The 16,001-nt window shown below is 57.2% G+C and carries 15 protein-coding genes, 1 other RNA gene and 1 pseudogene; 10 read left to right on the forward strand and 7 right to left on the reverse strand.

Annotated elements, in window-relative coordinates:
- Positions 1-97: 97 nt before the first annotated feature.
- Positions 98-2,045 (reverse strand): annotated as a pseudogene (locus ACA067_RS04315) (flavin monoamine oxidase family protein).
- Between the two features lie 250 nt (positions 2,046-2,295).
- Positions 2,296-3,192, reverse strand: a complete 897-nt coding sequence (locus ACA067_RS04320; protein ID WP_497462728.1) for a GlxA family transcriptional regulator — start codon at positions 3,190-3,192, stop codon at positions 2,296-2,298.
- A 244-nt stretch (positions 3,193-3,436) separates the two neighbouring features.
- On the opposite strand from ACA067_RS04320, the gene ACA067_RS04325 reads away from it, so the two are divergent.
- Positions 3,437-4,573 (forward strand): acyl-CoA dehydrogenase family protein, encoded by a 1,137-nt coding sequence (locus ACA067_RS04325; protein WP_497460747.1) that lies wholly within the window; start codon positions 3,437-3,439, stop codon positions 4,571-4,573.
- A gap of 146 nt (positions 4,574-4,719) precedes the next feature.
- On the opposite strand, the gene ACA067_RS04330 is transcribed toward ACA067_RS04325, so the two are convergent.
- Positions 4,720-5,760 (reverse strand): NADP(H)-dependent aldo-keto reductase, encoded by a 1,041-nt coding sequence (locus ACA067_RS04330; RefSeq protein ID WP_497460748.1) that lies wholly within the window; start codon positions 5,758-5,760, stop codon positions 4,720-4,722.
- A 245-nt stretch (positions 5,761-6,005) separates the two neighbouring features.
- Between ACA067_RS04330 and rplM the strand changes: the two genes are divergently transcribed.
- From rplM to ACA067_RS04365, 7 genes are all read left to right on the forward strand, one after another.
- Positions 6,006-6,434 carry a 50S ribosomal protein L13 gene (gene rplM / locus ACA067_RS04335; RefSeq protein ID WP_007905295.1) on the forward strand — a complete coding sequence of 143 codons (429 nt, stop codon included), beginning with the start codon at positions 6,006-6,008 and terminating at the stop codon, positions 6,432-6,434.
- Positions 6,435-6,448: 14 nt separating this feature from the next.
- Positions 6,449-6,841 (forward strand): 30S ribosomal protein S9, encoded by a 393-nt coding sequence (gene rpsI, locus ACA067_RS04340; RefSeq protein WP_003216038.1) that lies wholly within the window; start codon positions 6,449-6,451, stop codon positions 6,839-6,841.
- A gap of 266 nt (positions 6,842-7,107) precedes the next feature.
- On the forward strand, positions 7,108-7,701 hold the full coding sequence (gene petA / locus ACA067_RS04345) for a ubiquinol-cytochrome c reductase iron-sulfur subunit (RefSeq protein ID WP_497460749.1): 594 nt from the start codon (positions 7,108-7,110) through the stop codon (positions 7,699-7,701).
- Positions 7,701-8,912 (forward strand): cytochrome b, encoded by a 1,212-nt coding sequence (locus tag ACA067_RS04350; RefSeq protein WP_497460750.1) that lies wholly within the window; start codon positions 7,701-7,703, stop codon positions 8,910-8,912. The genes petA and ACA067_RS04350 overlap by 1 nt, the downstream gene beginning before the upstream one ends.
- A complete protein-coding gene (locus ACA067_RS04355) occupies positions 8,912-9,694 on the forward strand; it encodes a cytochrome c1 (protein WP_497460751.1) in 783 nt (260 codons plus the stop codon). The genes ACA067_RS04350 and ACA067_RS04355 overlap by 1 nt, the downstream gene beginning before the upstream one ends.
- Before the next feature lie 150 nt (positions 9,695-9,844).
- Positions 9,845-10,462 carry a glutathione S-transferase N-terminal domain-containing protein gene (locus ACA067_RS04360; RefSeq protein ID WP_497438610.1) on the forward strand — a complete coding sequence of 206 codons (618 nt, stop codon included), beginning with the start codon at positions 9,845-9,847 and terminating at the stop codon, positions 10,460-10,462.
- Positions 10,463-10,478: 16 nt separating this feature from the next.
- On the forward strand, positions 10,479-10,892 hold the full coding sequence (locus ACA067_RS04365; RefSeq protein ID WP_497460752.1) for a ClpXP protease specificity-enhancing factor: 414 nt from the start codon (positions 10,479-10,481) through the stop codon (positions 10,890-10,892).
- Between the two features lie 72 nt (positions 10,893-10,964).
- On the opposite strand, the gene ACA067_RS04370 is transcribed toward ACA067_RS04365, so the two are convergent.
- The 4 genes from ACA067_RS04370 to ACA067_RS04385 form a co-directional block, all read right to left on the reverse strand.
- Entirely contained in the window at positions 10,965-11,543 is a 579-nt protein-coding gene (locus tag ACA067_RS04370; protein WP_497460753.1) for a BON domain-containing protein, read from the reverse strand.
- Positions 11,540-12,133, reverse strand: a complete 594-nt coding sequence (locus tag ACA067_RS04375; RefSeq protein WP_007972584.1) for a phosphoheptose isomerase — start codon at positions 12,131-12,133, stop codon at positions 11,540-11,542. The genes ACA067_RS04370 and ACA067_RS04375 overlap by 4 nt, the downstream gene beginning before the upstream one ends.
- A 104-nt stretch (positions 12,134-12,237) precedes the next feature.
- Positions 12,238-12,600, reverse strand: a complete 363-nt coding sequence (locus ACA067_RS04380; RefSeq protein WP_221109653.1) for a YraN family protein — start codon at positions 12,598-12,600, stop codon at positions 12,238-12,240.
- Complete coding sequence (locus ACA067_RS04385; protein WP_497460754.1) at positions 12,600-14,411, reverse strand: penicillin-binding protein activator; 1,812 nt, start codon at positions 14,409-14,411, stop codon at positions 12,600-12,602. Before ACA067_RS04385 ends, ACA067_RS04380 begins: the two co-directional genes overlap by 1 nt.
- Before the next feature lie 176 nt (positions 14,412-14,587).
- Between ACA067_RS04385 and rsmI the strand changes: the two genes are divergently transcribed.
- Positions 14,588-15,493, forward strand: a complete 906-nt coding sequence (gene rsmI / locus ACA067_RS04390; RefSeq protein ID WP_497462729.1) for a 16S rRNA (cytidine(1402)-2'-O)-methyltransferase — start codon at positions 14,588-14,590, stop codon at positions 15,491-15,493.
- Between the two features lie 75 nt (positions 15,494-15,568).
- An RNA gene (rnpB, locus tag ACA067_RS04395) (RNase P RNA component class A) lies at positions 15,569-15,922 on the forward strand.
- Positions 15,923-16,001: the final 79 nt, after the last annotated feature.

Consider the following 16,001-nt stretch of genomic DNA (forward strand, 5'->3'; position numbering starts at 1 on the left):
AGTCAGCCGTTTCCTTTTCGGGTGTAGTCCTTTTCCCAAGATTGGCAAAGGCGAGCCAATGCATGGCCTGCATTGGCTCTCGAGCGGCGAGTCGAGATCAGGCCCTGAGCTTGTATTCGGGATAATCTGCCATGGAGAAGCCGCCATTGAAGGTGGCCTCGGTTTTGTTACAGATATGAATGACTGCATCGACCGCGCCGCGAAAGCAAGGCTCAGTCCAGCCCGCATCGACTGAAAAAGACTCTCCAGAAAGGTAGAGGCCAGAGATGGCAGAGTAATCCCTGTTGTATTTCATCAAGCTCACGGCGTCGTAATAAGTGCCAGGCCTATATAATTTTGCACATCCCAAAGCGTTTTTGTCCGTCATCCAGCGATGCACGACAGCTTGTTCGATGCCGATATAAGGTGAAATTCTTTCGTGGATGTTCGCAGAGTTCATGAGTATACGATCAAGCTCTTTTACGCATTTCTTGACCAGCTCCTTGTCCGTGAACAAGGCGAGTTTGGTCGCATCGTCTTCCCATGTGTAGCTCAGTAGAATGCAGTCATAGCTGTAATTTTCATTGTAGCGATAGGTATATACATCATGAATGAAGCTGTCGGTGACAATGGCTTGCGGAATAGTGGTGTTGTTTAATAAAAATGACTTCTTAAGAGGGGCAAAGACTTTACAGCTGGTTTCCCAGTGAGCGGTTTTATAGGCATTTATCGTTTCGAAAGGAAGCATTTCATTGTCGAAATTTTCCAATATTATTCGAGTTTCGAGCAGCCAAGAGGGAAGGGTCATGATAACGGAGTCAAAATCGTCAAATTGTTCCTGAGCTTCTTCCGGGTCGCTGGCTTTCCAGTTGTAATAGACACGTATTTTTTTATTATCCAGTTTTTTCAGTTTGGTGACGGAGGAGTCGGTAAGGAAGCCGTCACTTCTCTCAAGGCTGTGGTCATAAAAAGATTTTCCGGTCACGTCCATTTTTATGAACAGCAGACATTCATCCAGTGCGGCGAGGCCGATATATCGGGGTCTATTCGAATCCCAGCCCCTTGGAGTCAAAAACGGCTTCGCTGCGCAGGTGAGGGGAAGCAATGGGATTGCCAGTCGAGTCCACTCGACCATGAACCAGTTGCAACTGACTGCTGAATCCAAAAATGGCTGTACGCAGGGGATATAGCGAGCAGACATCGTAAAAGGCGCCCCAGCTGCCGTCACCGATTCCTATCGCATAAAAAATGGCGGATTCATCCTGCGTCATGCCCATCCCGCCGAAGTCACCGGGCGAGCTTTCATCCCAAACGGTGATTACGGGCATGCTGACCAAGTCGCGAAACGAAACATTCTCGTATTTTTCGACGATGGCAGCCCACATGGATTCCCATTTCTCGCTGGCGTAGATCTCAGAAATGTGACGACTCATTCGGTCGGCAAAGGCTTTCCATTTGGCGTATACCTTTTGAAGTTCGTCTCCCGGAGGAGGAGTCATGCCATCTTCATTTCTCCAGATCAGCATGTTTGGAAGCGTTCCGCCTCCTACGCTTCCTTCTCGCAGATAAATACCGGTTGACGTTACCCACTGACTGCCTGGGTTGGCGAAGTCTGAAATAGCCAATTCAAATTCACTGGCATAGTAGGCCATCAGGGAGCGGCCTTCTTTCGGTGACTCGTCTGCTCTATTGAAAAAGGGCATTCGCATAGCGCCCATCTCAAAAGGCGTATGGCCTTCTGGCGAGTTACGGCTGCCCGGTACCGTCAGGTGTCTGCCGCCTATCCGTTTAGATTGTTCGATCAGTGTTACATTATTAAAGCCACAGCGATAAAGCTCTCTTGCTGCGGTGAGCCCGGTTACGCCTGCGCCAATAATACATATCTTATGGTTTGGATTGGTTGCTCGTGCGATGCCACTTTCTTGTTCTACCAATGTTCGATAGTCGAAGCATAAGTCCGGCGGGTTCGGGAAGCGAGCGCGCCATTTGTTTTTAGCAGTGCGCTTTGTCCGAGCGATATTCCTGGCAATTTGTGACGGGTATTCGTAGCTGGATCCAATAGTCATTTTTATCTTCCCTGATAGACGGTCGATCTCTGGTAGGGAAGTATGTTTGATTTTTGAATGGTTACATGCAAGAGCAAATCGACACTCTCTGATGCGACGTATTCCTATTTTGTTGTGGGAAAATGATATCGGCAGTTACTAGTGCCTGTAGGAGCAACGCTTGCCCGCAATTATAACGACGCGGTGTATCAGGCAAAACAAGTCGTCGTTCATCGCCAGCAAGCTGTCCTCCTACAGGACGGGCGCGTTCTTATGCCGCCTGCTGAAACTGCTGCCGATACTGATTCGGTGACAACTCCGTATGCTGGCGGAACAGCCGCGCAAAGAAGCTCGCATCGTCGTAGCCCACCTCATAACTGATGGTCTTGATGCTCTTGCGGCTGCCGGACAGCAAGCCCTTGGCGGTTTCGATGCGCAGGCGTTGCAGGTAATGCAGCGGCTTGTCGCCAGTGGCGGTCTGGAAGCGGCGCATGAAGTTGCGGATGCTCATGCCGTGCTCGCGGGCGACGTCTTCGAAGCGGAATTTGTCGGCGAAGTGATCTTCGAGCCAGTGCTGGATCTGCAGGATGATCACGTCCTGGTGCAGTTTCTGCCCGCCGAATCCGATTCGTCCCGGCGAATAGCTGCGCTGTACTTCATAGAGAATGTCGCGGGCCACGGCCTGGGCCACATTGGCGCCACAGAAGCGCTCGATCAGGTAGATGTAGAGATCGCAGGCCGAGGTGGTGCCGCCCGCGCAATACAGGTTGTCGGCGTCGGTCAGGTGCTTGTCCTGATTGAGCTGCACTTTCGGGAAGCGCTCGGCAAAGGCGTTGAAGAAGCGCCAGTAAGTGGTTGCTTCCTTGCCATCGAGCAAGCCAGCTTCGGCAAGCCAGAATACGCCGGTGGCCTCGCCACACAACACCGCGCCACGCGCATGTTGCTGGCGCAGCCACGGCAAGACCTGTGGATAGCGTTGGCAGAGGGTTTCGAAATCGTCCCAGAACGCGGGGAGGATGATGACGTCGGCATTTTCCAGCCCGCCGTCCACCGGAATGATCACGTCGCTGAAGCTGTTCACCGGTTTGCCGTCGGGACTGACCAGCCGCGTTTCGAACGCCGGGGTCAGGCCGTGACCCAGTTGTTTGCCGTAACGCAGGCTGGCCAGGTGGAAGAAATCCTTGGCTTGCATGAGGGTGGAAGCGAAAACCCGGTCGATAGCCAGGATGCTGACGCGCCGCAAGGGCGTGGAGGCTCGGTTAGACATAATTCAACTTTATTCTTATAGGGGAAAGTGGTCACCAGACGGCTGGATCGTCTTATTTTTTGTCTGATGTGTCCAGTGTCCTGTATCGCAAGCGCGGCTTAGTCTCTGAAGGACAACTCCTTCCAGCAATTACGACAGGTGCCGCATGATTCCCAGAACCTTGTTCAGTCCCGAGCACGAACTGTTTCGCGACAGTGTGCGAACCTTCCTCGAAAAAGAGGCCGTGCCCTTTCATGGGCAATGGGAAAAACAAGGCTACATCGACCGCAAACTCTGGAACAAGGCGGGGGAGGCGGGGATGCTCTGTTCGCATCTGCCGGAAGAATATGGCGGGCTGGGGGCGGACTTTCTGTATAGCGCGGTGGTGATCGAAGAGGTGGGACGCCTGGGCCTGACCGGGATCGGTTTTTCTCTTCATTCGGACATTGTTGCGCCTTACATCCTGCATTACGGCAGTGAAGCGCTGAAGCGTAAATACCTGCCGAAACTGGTGTCCGGCGAAATGGTCACCGCCATTGCCATGACCGAACCGGGCGCCGGTTCCGACCTGCAAGGGGTAAAGACCACCGCGGTGCTGGACGGCGATGACTATGTGATCAACGGCTCGAAAACCTTCATCACCAACGGTTTTCTGGCGGACCTGGTGATTGTCGTGGCCAAGACCGATCCGAAGGCCGGCGCGAAGGGCACCAGTCTGTTTCTGGTCGAAGCGGATACACCGGGCTTCGCCAAGGGCAAGCGCCTGGAAAAAGTCGGCATGAAGGCTCAGGACACCTCGGAACTGTTCTTCCAGGACGTCCGGGTGCCCAAGGAAAACCTGCTGGGGCAAGCGGGGATGGGTTTTGCCTACCTGATGCAGGAGTTGCCCCAGGAGCGGCTTACCGTTGCCATCGGCGGTTTGGCCTCGGCTGAGGCGGCGCTGCAGTGGACACTGGATTACACCCGTGAGCGCAAGGCGTTTGGCAAGGCGATTGCCGATTTCCAGAACACGCGTTTCAAGCTGGCGGAGATGGCGACCGAGATTCAGATCGGCCGGGTGTTTGTTGATCGCTGTCTGGAACTGCACCTGCAAGGCAAGCTTGATGTGCCGACGGCGGCGATGGCCAAGTATTGGGGCACCGACCTGCAATGCAAGGTGCTCGATGAGTGCGTGCAGCTGCATGGCGGTTACGGGTTCATGTGGGAATACCCGATCGCCCGGGCCTGGGCGGATGCGCGGGTGCAGCGGATTTATGCCGGGACCAATGAAATCATGAAGGAGATTATTGCGCGGTCGCTTTGATTTTGAGGTGACTGTCAGGCCCTCATCGTCGGATCGCCGCCCGGAGCAAGCTCGCTCCCACAGGGTTCTATGTCGATCACACATGTGTGGCTCGACGCAGATCAACTGTGGGAGCGAGCTTGCTCGCGATTGGGTTTATGAATCCATCAAGGTGCCGGATTCGGGTGATCCTTGTGAATCGCCTCGATCCCCGCCAGCACTTCATCGGAAAGTTTCAGCTCGAAACTCGCCATATTGCTTTCAAGCTGCTCCAACGTCGTCGCGCCAATGATGTTGCTGGTGACGAACGGTTGCTGCGTGACGAACGCCAGCGCCATTTGCGCCGGATCCAGGCCGTGCTCACGCGCCAGCGCAACATATCGGCTGCATGCCGCTTCCGACTGCGGATTGAAATAACGGCTGAAGCGGCTGTAGAGGCTCAGGCGGCCTTTCGGTGGACGTGCGCCGCCTTCGTACTTGCCCGACAGAAAACCGAACGCCAGCGGCGAATAGGCGAGCAATCCGCATTGTTCGCGGATGGCAATTTCCGCCAGGCCGATCTCGAAGCTGCGGTTGAGCAGGTTATAGGGGTTCTGGATCGACACCGCTCGCGGCCAGCCACGGGCTTCGGCCAGGGCGAGAAAGCGCATGGTGCCCCAGGGCGTTTCATTGGACAGGCCGATGTGGCGGATCTTGCCGGCCCTGACCTGTTCGTCCAGGGCTTCGAGGGTGTCTTCCAGCGGCGTGAGGTTGGCTTCGGTCTGGTGTTTGTAGCCCAGCTGGCCGAAGAAGTTGGTGCTGCGCTCCGGCCAGTGCAGTTGATAGAGATCGATGTAGTCGGTCTGCAGGCGCTTGAGGCTGGCATCGACGGCTTCGGTGATGTGCTGGCGGTTGTGCCGCAGGTTTTTGTCGCGGATGTAGTCGATGGTATTGCCGGGGCCGGCGATCTTGCTGGCCAGGATCCAGTCGGCGCGATCGCCGCGGCTCTTGAAGTAATTGCCGATGTAGCGTTCGGTGGTGGCGTAGGTTTCGGCCTTGGGCGGCACCGGGTACATCTCGGCGGTGTCGATGAAATTGATCCCGGCGCCTTTGGCCCGTTCAATCTGGGCGAAGGCTTCAGCTTCGCTGTTTTGCTCGCCCCAGGTCATGGTTCCGAGGCAGATTGCACTCACGTTCAGATTGGTTCGGCCTAGCTGGCGATAGTCCATCGGGTGCTCCTTTGGCAAAACAATCATAAAAGCAGGTTGAATTTTTTTTCGCAATCTGCATAATTGCGCACCTCTTTCTGCAGTGGAAGTGATGCGCCGCCGCCGAAGAATCTTGCCGTTGAACGGACGCGCCGACCCGAGCCCCCGAAAGCGTCTGTATCCGGCTGCCTTTGACTTGTCAAAGTACGCACTATTCAGTAAGATCCGCCGTCTAATTTACAGGGCGGCCCCTGAGGCTATAAAGAATGAAAACTTTTACTGCTAAACCGGAAACAGTACAGCGCGACTGGTTTGTCGTCGACGCTGCAGGTCAGACCCTGGGTCGTCTGGCCACCGAAATCGCGAGCCGTCTGCGTGGCAAGCATAAAGCTGAGTACACTCCTCACGTTGACACCGGCGACTACATCGTCGTTATCAATGCCGAGCAGATTCGTGTAACTGGTGCTAAAACCACCGACAAGATCTACTACTCCCACTCCGGTTTCCCGGGCGGCATCAAGTCGATCAACTTCGAAAAGCTGATCGCTAAAGCCCCTGAGCGCGTGATCGAGACTGCGGTCAAAGGCATGCTGCCTAAGAACCCGCTGGGTCGCGACATGTATCGTAAGCTGAAAGTCTATGCGGGCGCTGTACACCCTCATACTGCTCAGCAGCCCCAAGAACTGAAGTTTTAACGGAATAGTTCATTATGTCGGCGACTCAAAATTACGGCACTGGCCGTCGCAAGACCGCAACCGCACGCGTTTTCCTGCGTCCGGGTACTGGTAACATCTCGATCAACAACCGCACCCTGGAAAATTTCTTCGGCCGCGAAACTGCCCGCATGGTAGTTCGTCAGCCGCTGGAATTGACTGAGACTGTCGAGAAATTCGACATCTACGTCACCGTGATCGGCGGTGGTGTGAGTGGTCAAGCTGGCGCAATCCGCCACGGTATCACTCGCGCACTGATGCAGTACGACGAAACCCTGCGTGGCGCTCTGCGCAAAGCTGGCTTCGTGACTCGCGATGCTCGTGAAGTTGAACGTAAGAAAGTTGGTCTGCGTAAAGCGCGTAAGCGTCCGCAGTACTCGAAGCGTTAATTCGCTTTCGCGTTCAAAAAGAACGCCTGGTTCCTTGCGGAGCCGGGCGTTTTTTTATGGGCGCGATTTATCAGGAAATTGTTCTGTGACAACTTGCCACATCCGCAGAAGCCCTATACTGCAAGGCTTGGCAGTGAAGCCCCTCGGTAATTACCTTGTCAGAATTGGGGCTTTTCATTACCATTCGGCAAAATTTTTATAAGTACATAGTTTTACTTAGTAGATGCCTGATTTAACAGGCCACAAAGCTGATGGGAGAGGACTGAATGAGCAATGACGGCGTGAATGCAGGCCGGCGTCGCTTCTTGGTAGCAGCCACATCCGTGGTGGGTGCTGCAGGAGCGGTGGGGGCTGCGGTCCCGTTCGTGGGGTCATGGTTTCCCAGTGCCAAGGCGAAAGCCGCAGGTGCACCGGTGAAAGTGAATGTCAGCAAAATCGAACCAGGCCAGCAGATGATTGCTGAGTGGCGCGGTCAGCCAGTATTCATTGTCCGCCGAACCGCGGAAATCCTGGGGAATCTGAAGAAGATCGAGGGCCAGTTGTCTGACCCTGCCTCCAAGAACTCGACACAACCGACCTACGTCGATCCAGAAACGCGTTCGATCAAGCCAGAGGTCCTGCTGCTGATCGGTATCTGCACGCACCTGGGTTGCTCGCCGACCTTCCGTCCAGAAGTGGCACCTGCGGATCTGGGCAAGGACTGGGTAGGTGGTTATTTCTGCCCTTGCCACGGTTCCCACTACGATCTGGCTGGCCGCGTCTACAAGTCGCAACCTGCGCCTTTGAACCTGCCAGTTCCCCCGCATTCCTATGAGACCGATGACATCATTGTCGTTGGCGTCGATACGGAGAAAGCGTGATGAGCAAGTTCATGGATTGGGTTGATGCGCGCTTTCCCGCGACCAAAATGTGGGAAGACCATCTCAGCAAGTACTACGCCCCGAAGAACTTCAACTTCTTCTATTTCTTTGGCTCCCTGGCGCTGCTCGTCCTGGTCAACCAGATCGTTACCGGTGTCTGGCTGACCATGAGCTACACCCCGTCGGCGGAAGAAGCGTTTGCTTCCGTCGAATACATCATGCGCGACGTCGAGTACGGCTCGATCCTGCGTCTGCTGCACGCGGTCGGCGCTTCGATGTTCTTCATCGTGGTTTATCTGCACATGTTCCGTGGCTTGCTCTACGGTTCGTATCAGAAGCCGCGCGAGCTGGTGTGGGTCTTCGGCATGCTGATCTACCTGGCGCTGATGGCTGAAGCCTTCATGGGTTACCTGCTGCCGTGGGGCCAGATGTCTTACTGGGGCGCCCAGGTGATCATCTCGCTGTTCGGTGCGATCCCGGTTATCGGCGACGACCTGACGCAGTGGATCCGTGGTGACTACCTGATTTCCGGTATCACCCTGAACCGCTTCTTCGCCTTGCACGTCGTGGCCCTGCCGATCGTGATTCTCGGTCTGGTGGTGCTGCACGTTCTGGCGCTGCACGAGGTCGGTTCGAACAATCCCGACGGAGTGGACATCAAGAAATATAAAGACGAAAACGGCGTACCGCTGGACGGCATTGCCTTCCACCCGTACTACACCGTGAAAGATATCGTCGGCGTGGTGGTGTTCCTGTTCATCTTCTGCTCGATCGTGTTCTTCTTCCCGGAAATGGGCGGCTACTTCCTCGAGAAGCCGAACTTTGAAGTGGCGAACGCCTTCAAGACCCCAGAGCACATTGCTCCGGTCTGGTACTTCACGCCGTTCTACGCGATTCTGCGGGCGGTTCCGGACAAGCTCCTTGGTGTTATCGCCATGGGTGCGGCCATTGCGGTGCTGTTCGTCCTGCCGTGGCTGGATCGCAGTCCGGTCAAGTCGATGCGCTACAAAGGCTGGCTGAGCAAAATCTGGCTGGTGGTGTTCTGCGTATCGTTCGTGATCCTGGGCATCCTGGGTGTTCTGGCTCCGACTCCAGGGCGTACGTTGCTGTCGCAGGTGTGTACATTCCTGTACTTCGCCTACTTCATTCTGATGCCGTTCTACACCAGGCTCGAGAAGACCAAACCGGTTCCGGAAAGGGTGACTGGCTGATGAAAAAGCTATTTGCTGTACTGATTCTTGCTGCCATGCCTGTACTGTCCTTTGCCGCTGAGCACGGTGGTCCAGAGCTGGAAAAGGTCGACATCGACGTTTCCGACAAGGCCGCCCTGCAGGATGGCGCACGTACGTTCGCCAACTACTGCATGGGCTGCCACAGCGCCAAGTTCCAGCGTTACGAGCGTGTTGCCGATGACCTGGGCATCCCGCACGAGCTGATGCTCTCGAACCTGGTGTTCACGGGCGCCAAGATCGGCGACCACATGAGTATCGGCATGCAGCCGGCGGATGCCAAGACCTGGTTCGGCGCGGCACCGCCCGATCTGACCCTGGTCGCTCGCGTGCGTGGCACCGATTGGCTCTATGGCTACCTGAAGTCATTCTACGAAGACCCTGCGCGCCCTTGGGGCGTCAACAACAAGGTCTTCCCGAACGTCGGGATGCCTAACGTTCTGGTCGGTCTGCAAGGACGTCAGGTAGTCGGTTGCAAACAGGTTCAGGTCGTCGAAGACGGCAAGAAGCAATATGATCCGCTGACCGGTACGCCGCTGACTCATGAAGCGTGCGATCAGCTGACCATCGTGCCGAAAAGCGGTGCTCTGACCGAAGAGCAGTTCGATGAGAAGGTCAAGAATCTGGTAACCTTCCTCGCTTACTCGGCTAACCCGGTTAAGCTGCAACATCAGCGCATCGGTACGTACGTATTGCTGTACCTGGCGTTCTTCTTCGTATTCGCCTATTTGCTCAAGCGTGAGTACTGGAAAGACGTGCACTGATAAAGCTTCAAGCAATTGCTGTTAATCGCGCGCGCCCAAGGGCGTCTCTGAAGGTGTAACGAGCCTGGTGATCCAGGCGTTACGGGAGGCGCCCTCTGGGCGCGCTCGTTTTTCCGCTTCCGATAATTTCAACAAGCGAGGAGGACCGCCATGGGCGTGACCAATCGGTTGGCCTGTTACTCCGACCCCGCCGACCACTATTCCCACCGAGTACGTATCGTGCTTGCAGAGAAGGGTGTCAGCGCCGAGATCATTTACGTGGAAGCTGGTCGCCAGCCGCCTAAACTGATTGAAGTGAACCCTTACGGCAGCCTGCCCACCCTGGTCGATCGTGACCTGGCGTTGTGGGAGTCGACCGTAGTGATGGAATATCTGGATGAGCGTTACCCGCACCCGCCGTTACTGCCGGTTTATCCCGTGGCGCGTGCCAACAGCCGTCTGCTGATTCATCGCATTCAGCGTGACTGGTGTGGTCTGGTGGATCTGATCCTGGATTCGCGGACCAAGGAAGCGGCCCGTGTCGTGGCTCGTAAAGAGCTGCGCGAAAGCCTGACTGGTGTGTCGGCGTTGTTCGCCGACAAGCCGTTTTTCCTCAGCGAGGAACAAAGTCTGGTGGACTGCTGCCTATTGCCAATACTCTGGCGATTGCCGATTCTGGGCATTGAACTGCCGCGGCCTGCCAAGCCGCTGCTTGATTACATGGAGCGCTCGTTTGCGCGTGAGGCATTCCAGGCGAGTCTGTCTGGTGTCGAACGCGATATGCGCTAAGGCTTAAGGAGCCGCTATGAACTCCAGTCGACCTTATCTGGTCCGCGCGCTCTACGAGTGGATTGTGGACAACGATTGCACCCCGCACATGCTGGTCAATTCCGAGTATCCGTCGGTACAGGTGCCTCAGGGTTTTGCCAGTGACGGACAGATTGTCCTGAACGTATCGCCGGCGGCCGTGCGCCATCTGCACATGGACAACGAGGCGGTCAGCTTCGAAGGGCGCTTCGGTGGCGTGCCGCATACCCTGTACGTGCCTATCGCATCGATCCTGGGTATTTACGCCCGGGAGAACGGTCAGGGCATGGTGTTCGATCTGGAATCGCCTATGGATGGCGAGGAGGAGATCGAGGCAGATGATGATATTCCGCCACCCGACAGTGAGCCGCCGCGTCCCAGCGGTCGACCGAGTTTGAAGGTGGTGAAGTAATAAAAAAGGCGATCCGAAAGGATCGCCTTTTTTATTACTTCACCACCTTCAAACCTGCAGATCGGTGGTCTATCAGTCGATGTATTCGAACAATTTCACGATCTTCTGCACACCAGAAACGCCTTGCACCAGGTTGGTCGCCTGGGCAGCTTCCTGTTTGGTCAGCAGACCCAGCAGGTAGACGATGCCGTTCTCGGTAACCACCTTGATGCGCGAGCCGGGGATGTTCGGGTCGGTGAGCATCTGGGTCTTGATCTTGGAGGTCAGCCAGGTGTCGTTCTGGCGGGCAAGGAAGCCCGAAGGTGGCAGAACCTGCAGTTCGTTGTGCACCGTCTTCACCCGCTGAACCGCAGCGGCAGCTTGTTCCGCCTTGGCCTTGAGGTCGGCGCGCGGGGTTTGCCCGGCGAGCAGCACGACACCGTTGAAGCTGGTGACGACGATGTGCGAGTCGTTGTCCAGGGCCGGGTCGGCCTTGGCGATGTTCACACCGACCTTGGTGTCGATCAGGGAGTCGTCGATCTTGCTGCCGAAGGTGCGCGTGCCGCGGTCATCCTGGATCGGCGCTTCACGGCTGGCGTTAACCACCGAGGTGCAGCCGCTGATGCCGAGGCACAGGGTCAAGGCCAGTAGGCCTAGGCGATTAGGGGTCATTCTTCACTCCCGAACAGTTGGCTGTCGATCAAGTCGCAAAGGCAATGGATCGCCAGCAGGTGGACTTCTTGAATACGTGCGGTGACGTTGGCCGGTACGCGAATTTCGACGTCCTCGGGCAAAAGCAGCGATGCCATGCCGCCGCCATCACGACCCGTCAATGCTACGACAATCATTTCGCGATCATGTGCGGCCTGGATCGCTTGAATTATGTTTGCCGAGTTGCCGCTGGTGGAAATCGCCAGCAATACATCGCCCGGCTGGCCGAGGGCGCGGATCTGTTTAGAGAAAATTTCGTTGTAGCTGTAGTCATTGGCGATCGAGGTGATCGTCGAGCTGTCGGTGGTCAGCGCGATGGCTGGCAGGCTCGGGCGTTCACGTTCGAAGCGGTTGAGCAGCTCCGACGAGAAGTGCTGGGCATCGCCGGCGGAACCGCCGTTGCCGCAGGAGAGCATTTTGCCCTCGTTGAGCAGGGCGTTGACCATGACCTGGCTGGCTTGCTCGATGTGCGGTGCAAGTACTTCCATCGCCTGTTGCTTGGTGTCGATACTGGCCTGAAAAAGCTGGCGAATTCGCGATTGCATGTCCATCTGTGTGACCTTAATTAGCGCGGCTACTGGGCACATGAATGTGCAGCCCGCAAAGCAAAGAGCAAAAGTGTTGGGTGAAAGTGTCCGGTTCGCGGCACAAGCGATCAGCTGTCGAAGGCATTCTGCAACCAGTTCAACTGATCGAGATTGCTGTCGATGGCAATCACGTCGAAGCGGCAGGGGGAATTGGCCCAACGCGACTCGCGCTGAAGAAAATACTGCGCGGCGAAAATCAGTTTCTGCCGTTTGCGCCCATCGATGCTATCGAGTGCGCCACCCCATTGGGTGTTTTTTCTGTAGCGGACTTCAACGAATACTACTGTATCGCCATCAAGCATGACCAGATCAAGCTCGCCGCGTTTACACAACCAGTTCTGCGCCAGCAGGCGCAGACCCTGTTGCTGAAGGTGCTCGAGCGCGTGGCGCTCGGCATCTTTTCCGCTTTGTTGGCGTGACCTGTCAGGCATCAGCGTGAGGTGTCCGGCAGGCGTTGAACCTGACCATTGACGAACTGGGCCCATGGCAACTGGCGCACCACGCGTTGGTTCTGCGTCATGCCCAGGCTGCCCGATTGACCTTCGATACGGCTGTCCGGCAAGGCCTTGAGTTGCCCCAGGCGTGGAGCCAGGCGATAAGCGTCGACGCCCATCGCGTACAGGCGACCCAGGCTGCCGCCCGCTTGTGGCCATTGAGCGGTGACCTGGCGGCGCAGTGGATCGTTGGCGTCCAGCAACCAAGGGGTTTCGCAGAACCGCACGCCATTCATGTCGTTGTACTGGTTCTGGTCGCCGCTGGCACTGAACACGTGGGAGGTGGCGTAGACCGGTACGTCACCCGCGTATTGGAAATTCAGGGTCGGCTTGATCTGCTGGGCTTGCTGAGGCGTTGCCGCGAGAAAGATGAACTCGATGTCCTGGCGACGCGAAGGCTGGGCAGCGACCTGTCCGCCAACGGTGCTCTGCAGGGTCTTGGCGCGGCCTTCGCTCTGGCGCAGCTGGAACATGTCGGCAATCTGTTGGGCCAGTTGCACCGGCTGATCGACGCGTTCTGTCGCGACGATGCTGCCGCCGTTGGCCTGCCAGTCCTGACTGAAAGCCCTCATGACGCGGTCGCCCCATTCGCCTTTCGGCACCATGATGGCGGCGCGATGCAGGCCATCGGCGCGAGCGCGACGGGATACTTCGCGGGCTTCGTCTTCGGCAGCCAGGCCGAACTGGAACAGCTGTCCCGGACCTTGTTCACCTTCGCTGTAGTTCAGCGCCAGGGTGGTGATCGGCAATTGCGGGCGAGTGCTGAGCTGCTTGACCAGCGGCTTCTCCAGTGGACCGACGACCAGTTGCACGCCATCGGCCTGGGCCTTGCGATAGAAATCGTCCAGGGACGTCAGGCGCGAGCTGTCATAGAACTCGATGGCGGGTGGTTGCTGACCGGCCTGTTGCGCCTGGTAGTGAGCGGCCATGAAGCCTTCGCGCAACGCTTTGCCAACCGCAGCCAACGGGCCGTCCTGCGGCAGCAGCAGGCCGATCTTGCCCAGGGGCTGGCTGGCCAGTTCCTTGAGTTTGGTCAGCGGCAACGGCAGTTGAAGGGCAGCGGGATGCTTTGGATTCTGTTCGCGCCAGTTGTCGATCGCGGCTTGCTGCTGTTCCAGGGTGCCGGCGGTTTTCACCGCCAGGGCCAGGCTCATCCAGCCGCCGAGGTCATCGGCGGAGGTCGGCTGCAATTGATCGGTCGGCAGCGAGGCGATCAGGGTCCAGATCGCTTCGTGGTTCTTGCCGGCCGCTTCACCTTCCAGCATCGGCGCGATGAAGATGCGCGCCCGTGCGGCGGCCAGTGTCTGGCCATCGGCTTCAAGGGCGCGGGCATGCACGGTGCCGGTGCGAACCTGCTGCTCGACAGGCAATTGAGCCAGGTGTTGCAGGCTTGGATGGCTCAGCGCCGTCAGCGCCGCTTTCGGCTGATTGCGGGCCAGGGCCAGTTCAGCCGCCAGGGTGCTGGCGAAAACCTGCGGGCCGGGTTTGAGTTGCTCGACGGGCACTTGTTGCAGGATTTGCGCGGACTGGCCGGCATTGCCCTGACGATAGGCCAGGTCTGCCGCATTCAGGCGCAGCAATGCGGCTTTTTCCGGGTCTTTGCTTTGAGCGGCCTGTTGGAGCAGTTGCTCGATACTGGCATCAGGGGTCCGTGGAAGTTCGCCAAGGCTGGAGGAGGGCGAGCTGGCGCAAGCCGCCAGCAAGGCAGCGAGGCAGAGGGCAGTGAACAGCCGCAGGCAAGCGATCATGTAGTGTTCCTGATACTCGATCAAATTAGCGTGGAATTGTACCCAAGCACTGGCCGGGGCGCGATGTTACTGGTGTGAATCGATCAATTTAGCTCATGCAAATGTTGCAGTACGGCATAAAAGGCAGAAAAACCGAGGATGGCTTGCGCCTGTCGCGAGCGTCGCTACGCGCTACAATGGCGGCTTTTACCGATCATGAGGTGTGCGCTTTGACTGCTCCAGGTGCTTTGAATTCCGCTGCTGGCTCGCTTTATGTGGTGGCGACGCCCATCGGCAACCTGGACGACATCAGTGCGCGTGCACTGAAGATCCTGCGCGAGGTGGCCTTGATTGCCGCCGAAGACACCCGCCACTCGCAGCGGTTGATGCAGCACTTCGGCATTTCCACACCGCTGGCGGCGTGCCATGAACACAACGAACGGGATGAAGGTAGCCGCTTTATTACCCGCCTGCTGGCCGGTGACGACGTGGCGCTGATCTCTGATGCCGGGACGCCGCTGATTTCCGATCCGGGTTATCACCTGGTGCGTCAGGCCCGTGCCGCAGGCATCAATGTGGTGCCGGTTCCCGGTGCTTGCGCATTGATTGCGGCGTTGTCGGCGGCGGGCCTGCCGTCGGATCGTTTCATTTTCGAGGGCTTCCTCCCCGCCAAGGCTGTGGGTCGCCGTGCTCGTCTGGAGTTGGTAAAGGAAGAGCCGCGCACGCTGATTTTCTATGAGGCCCCGCACCGCATCCTTGAATGCCTGCAAGACATGGAGCTGGTCTTCGGGCCGGAGCGTCCGGCGTTGCTGGCGCGCGAACTGACCAAAACGTTTGAAACGCTCAAGGGCTTGCCGTTGGCCGGGCTTCGCGAGTTCGTCGAGTCGGACAGCAATCAGCAGCGCGGCGAATGCGTGGTGTTGGTGGCGGGCTGGTCGGCGCCCGAAACCGAGGACGCCGTCAGCAGTGAAGCGATGCGTATCCTCAATCTGTTGCTCGAAGAAATGCCGCTCAAGCGTGCCGCCGCGTTGGCGGCGCAGATTACCGGCGAGCGCAAGAATGTGCTCTACCAGGTCGCGCTGGATAAACAGAAGGGCGAGTAAAACCCGACGCGAAGGCATGGCCAAAGGTGTTTAGCGCTTGTTCTTCGGCCGCTCTACCGTTAACCTTCGCGGCGGAGAGTCGATCGGACAGTCGCTGCCCTCTATGAAAATTAGGGGGGGGAGGAAAGTCCGGGCTCCATAGGGCGAAGTGCCAGGTAATGCCTGGGAGGCGTGAGCCTACGGAAAGTGCCACAGAAAATAACCGCCTAAGCGCTTTGGCGCCGGTAAGGGTGAAAAGGTGCGGTAAGAGCGCACCGCACGACTGGCAACAGTTCGTGGCTAGGTAAACCCCACTTGGAGCAAGACCAAATAGGGTCCCAAGGCGTGGCCCGCGCTGGGACCGGGTAGGTTGCTAAAGATGTCCAGTGATGGCCATCGTAGACGAATGACTGTTCAAGACAGAACCCGGCTTACAGATCGACTCTCCACCTTTTTTCCAACCTCTGCTTTGCTCACTGGGCAGGGGTGCCGTGATGGCAATTTCCCTCCTTTCAGAATCGTCAGCAGA

Source organism: Pseudomonas sp. LBUM1674, assembly GCF_059695635.1.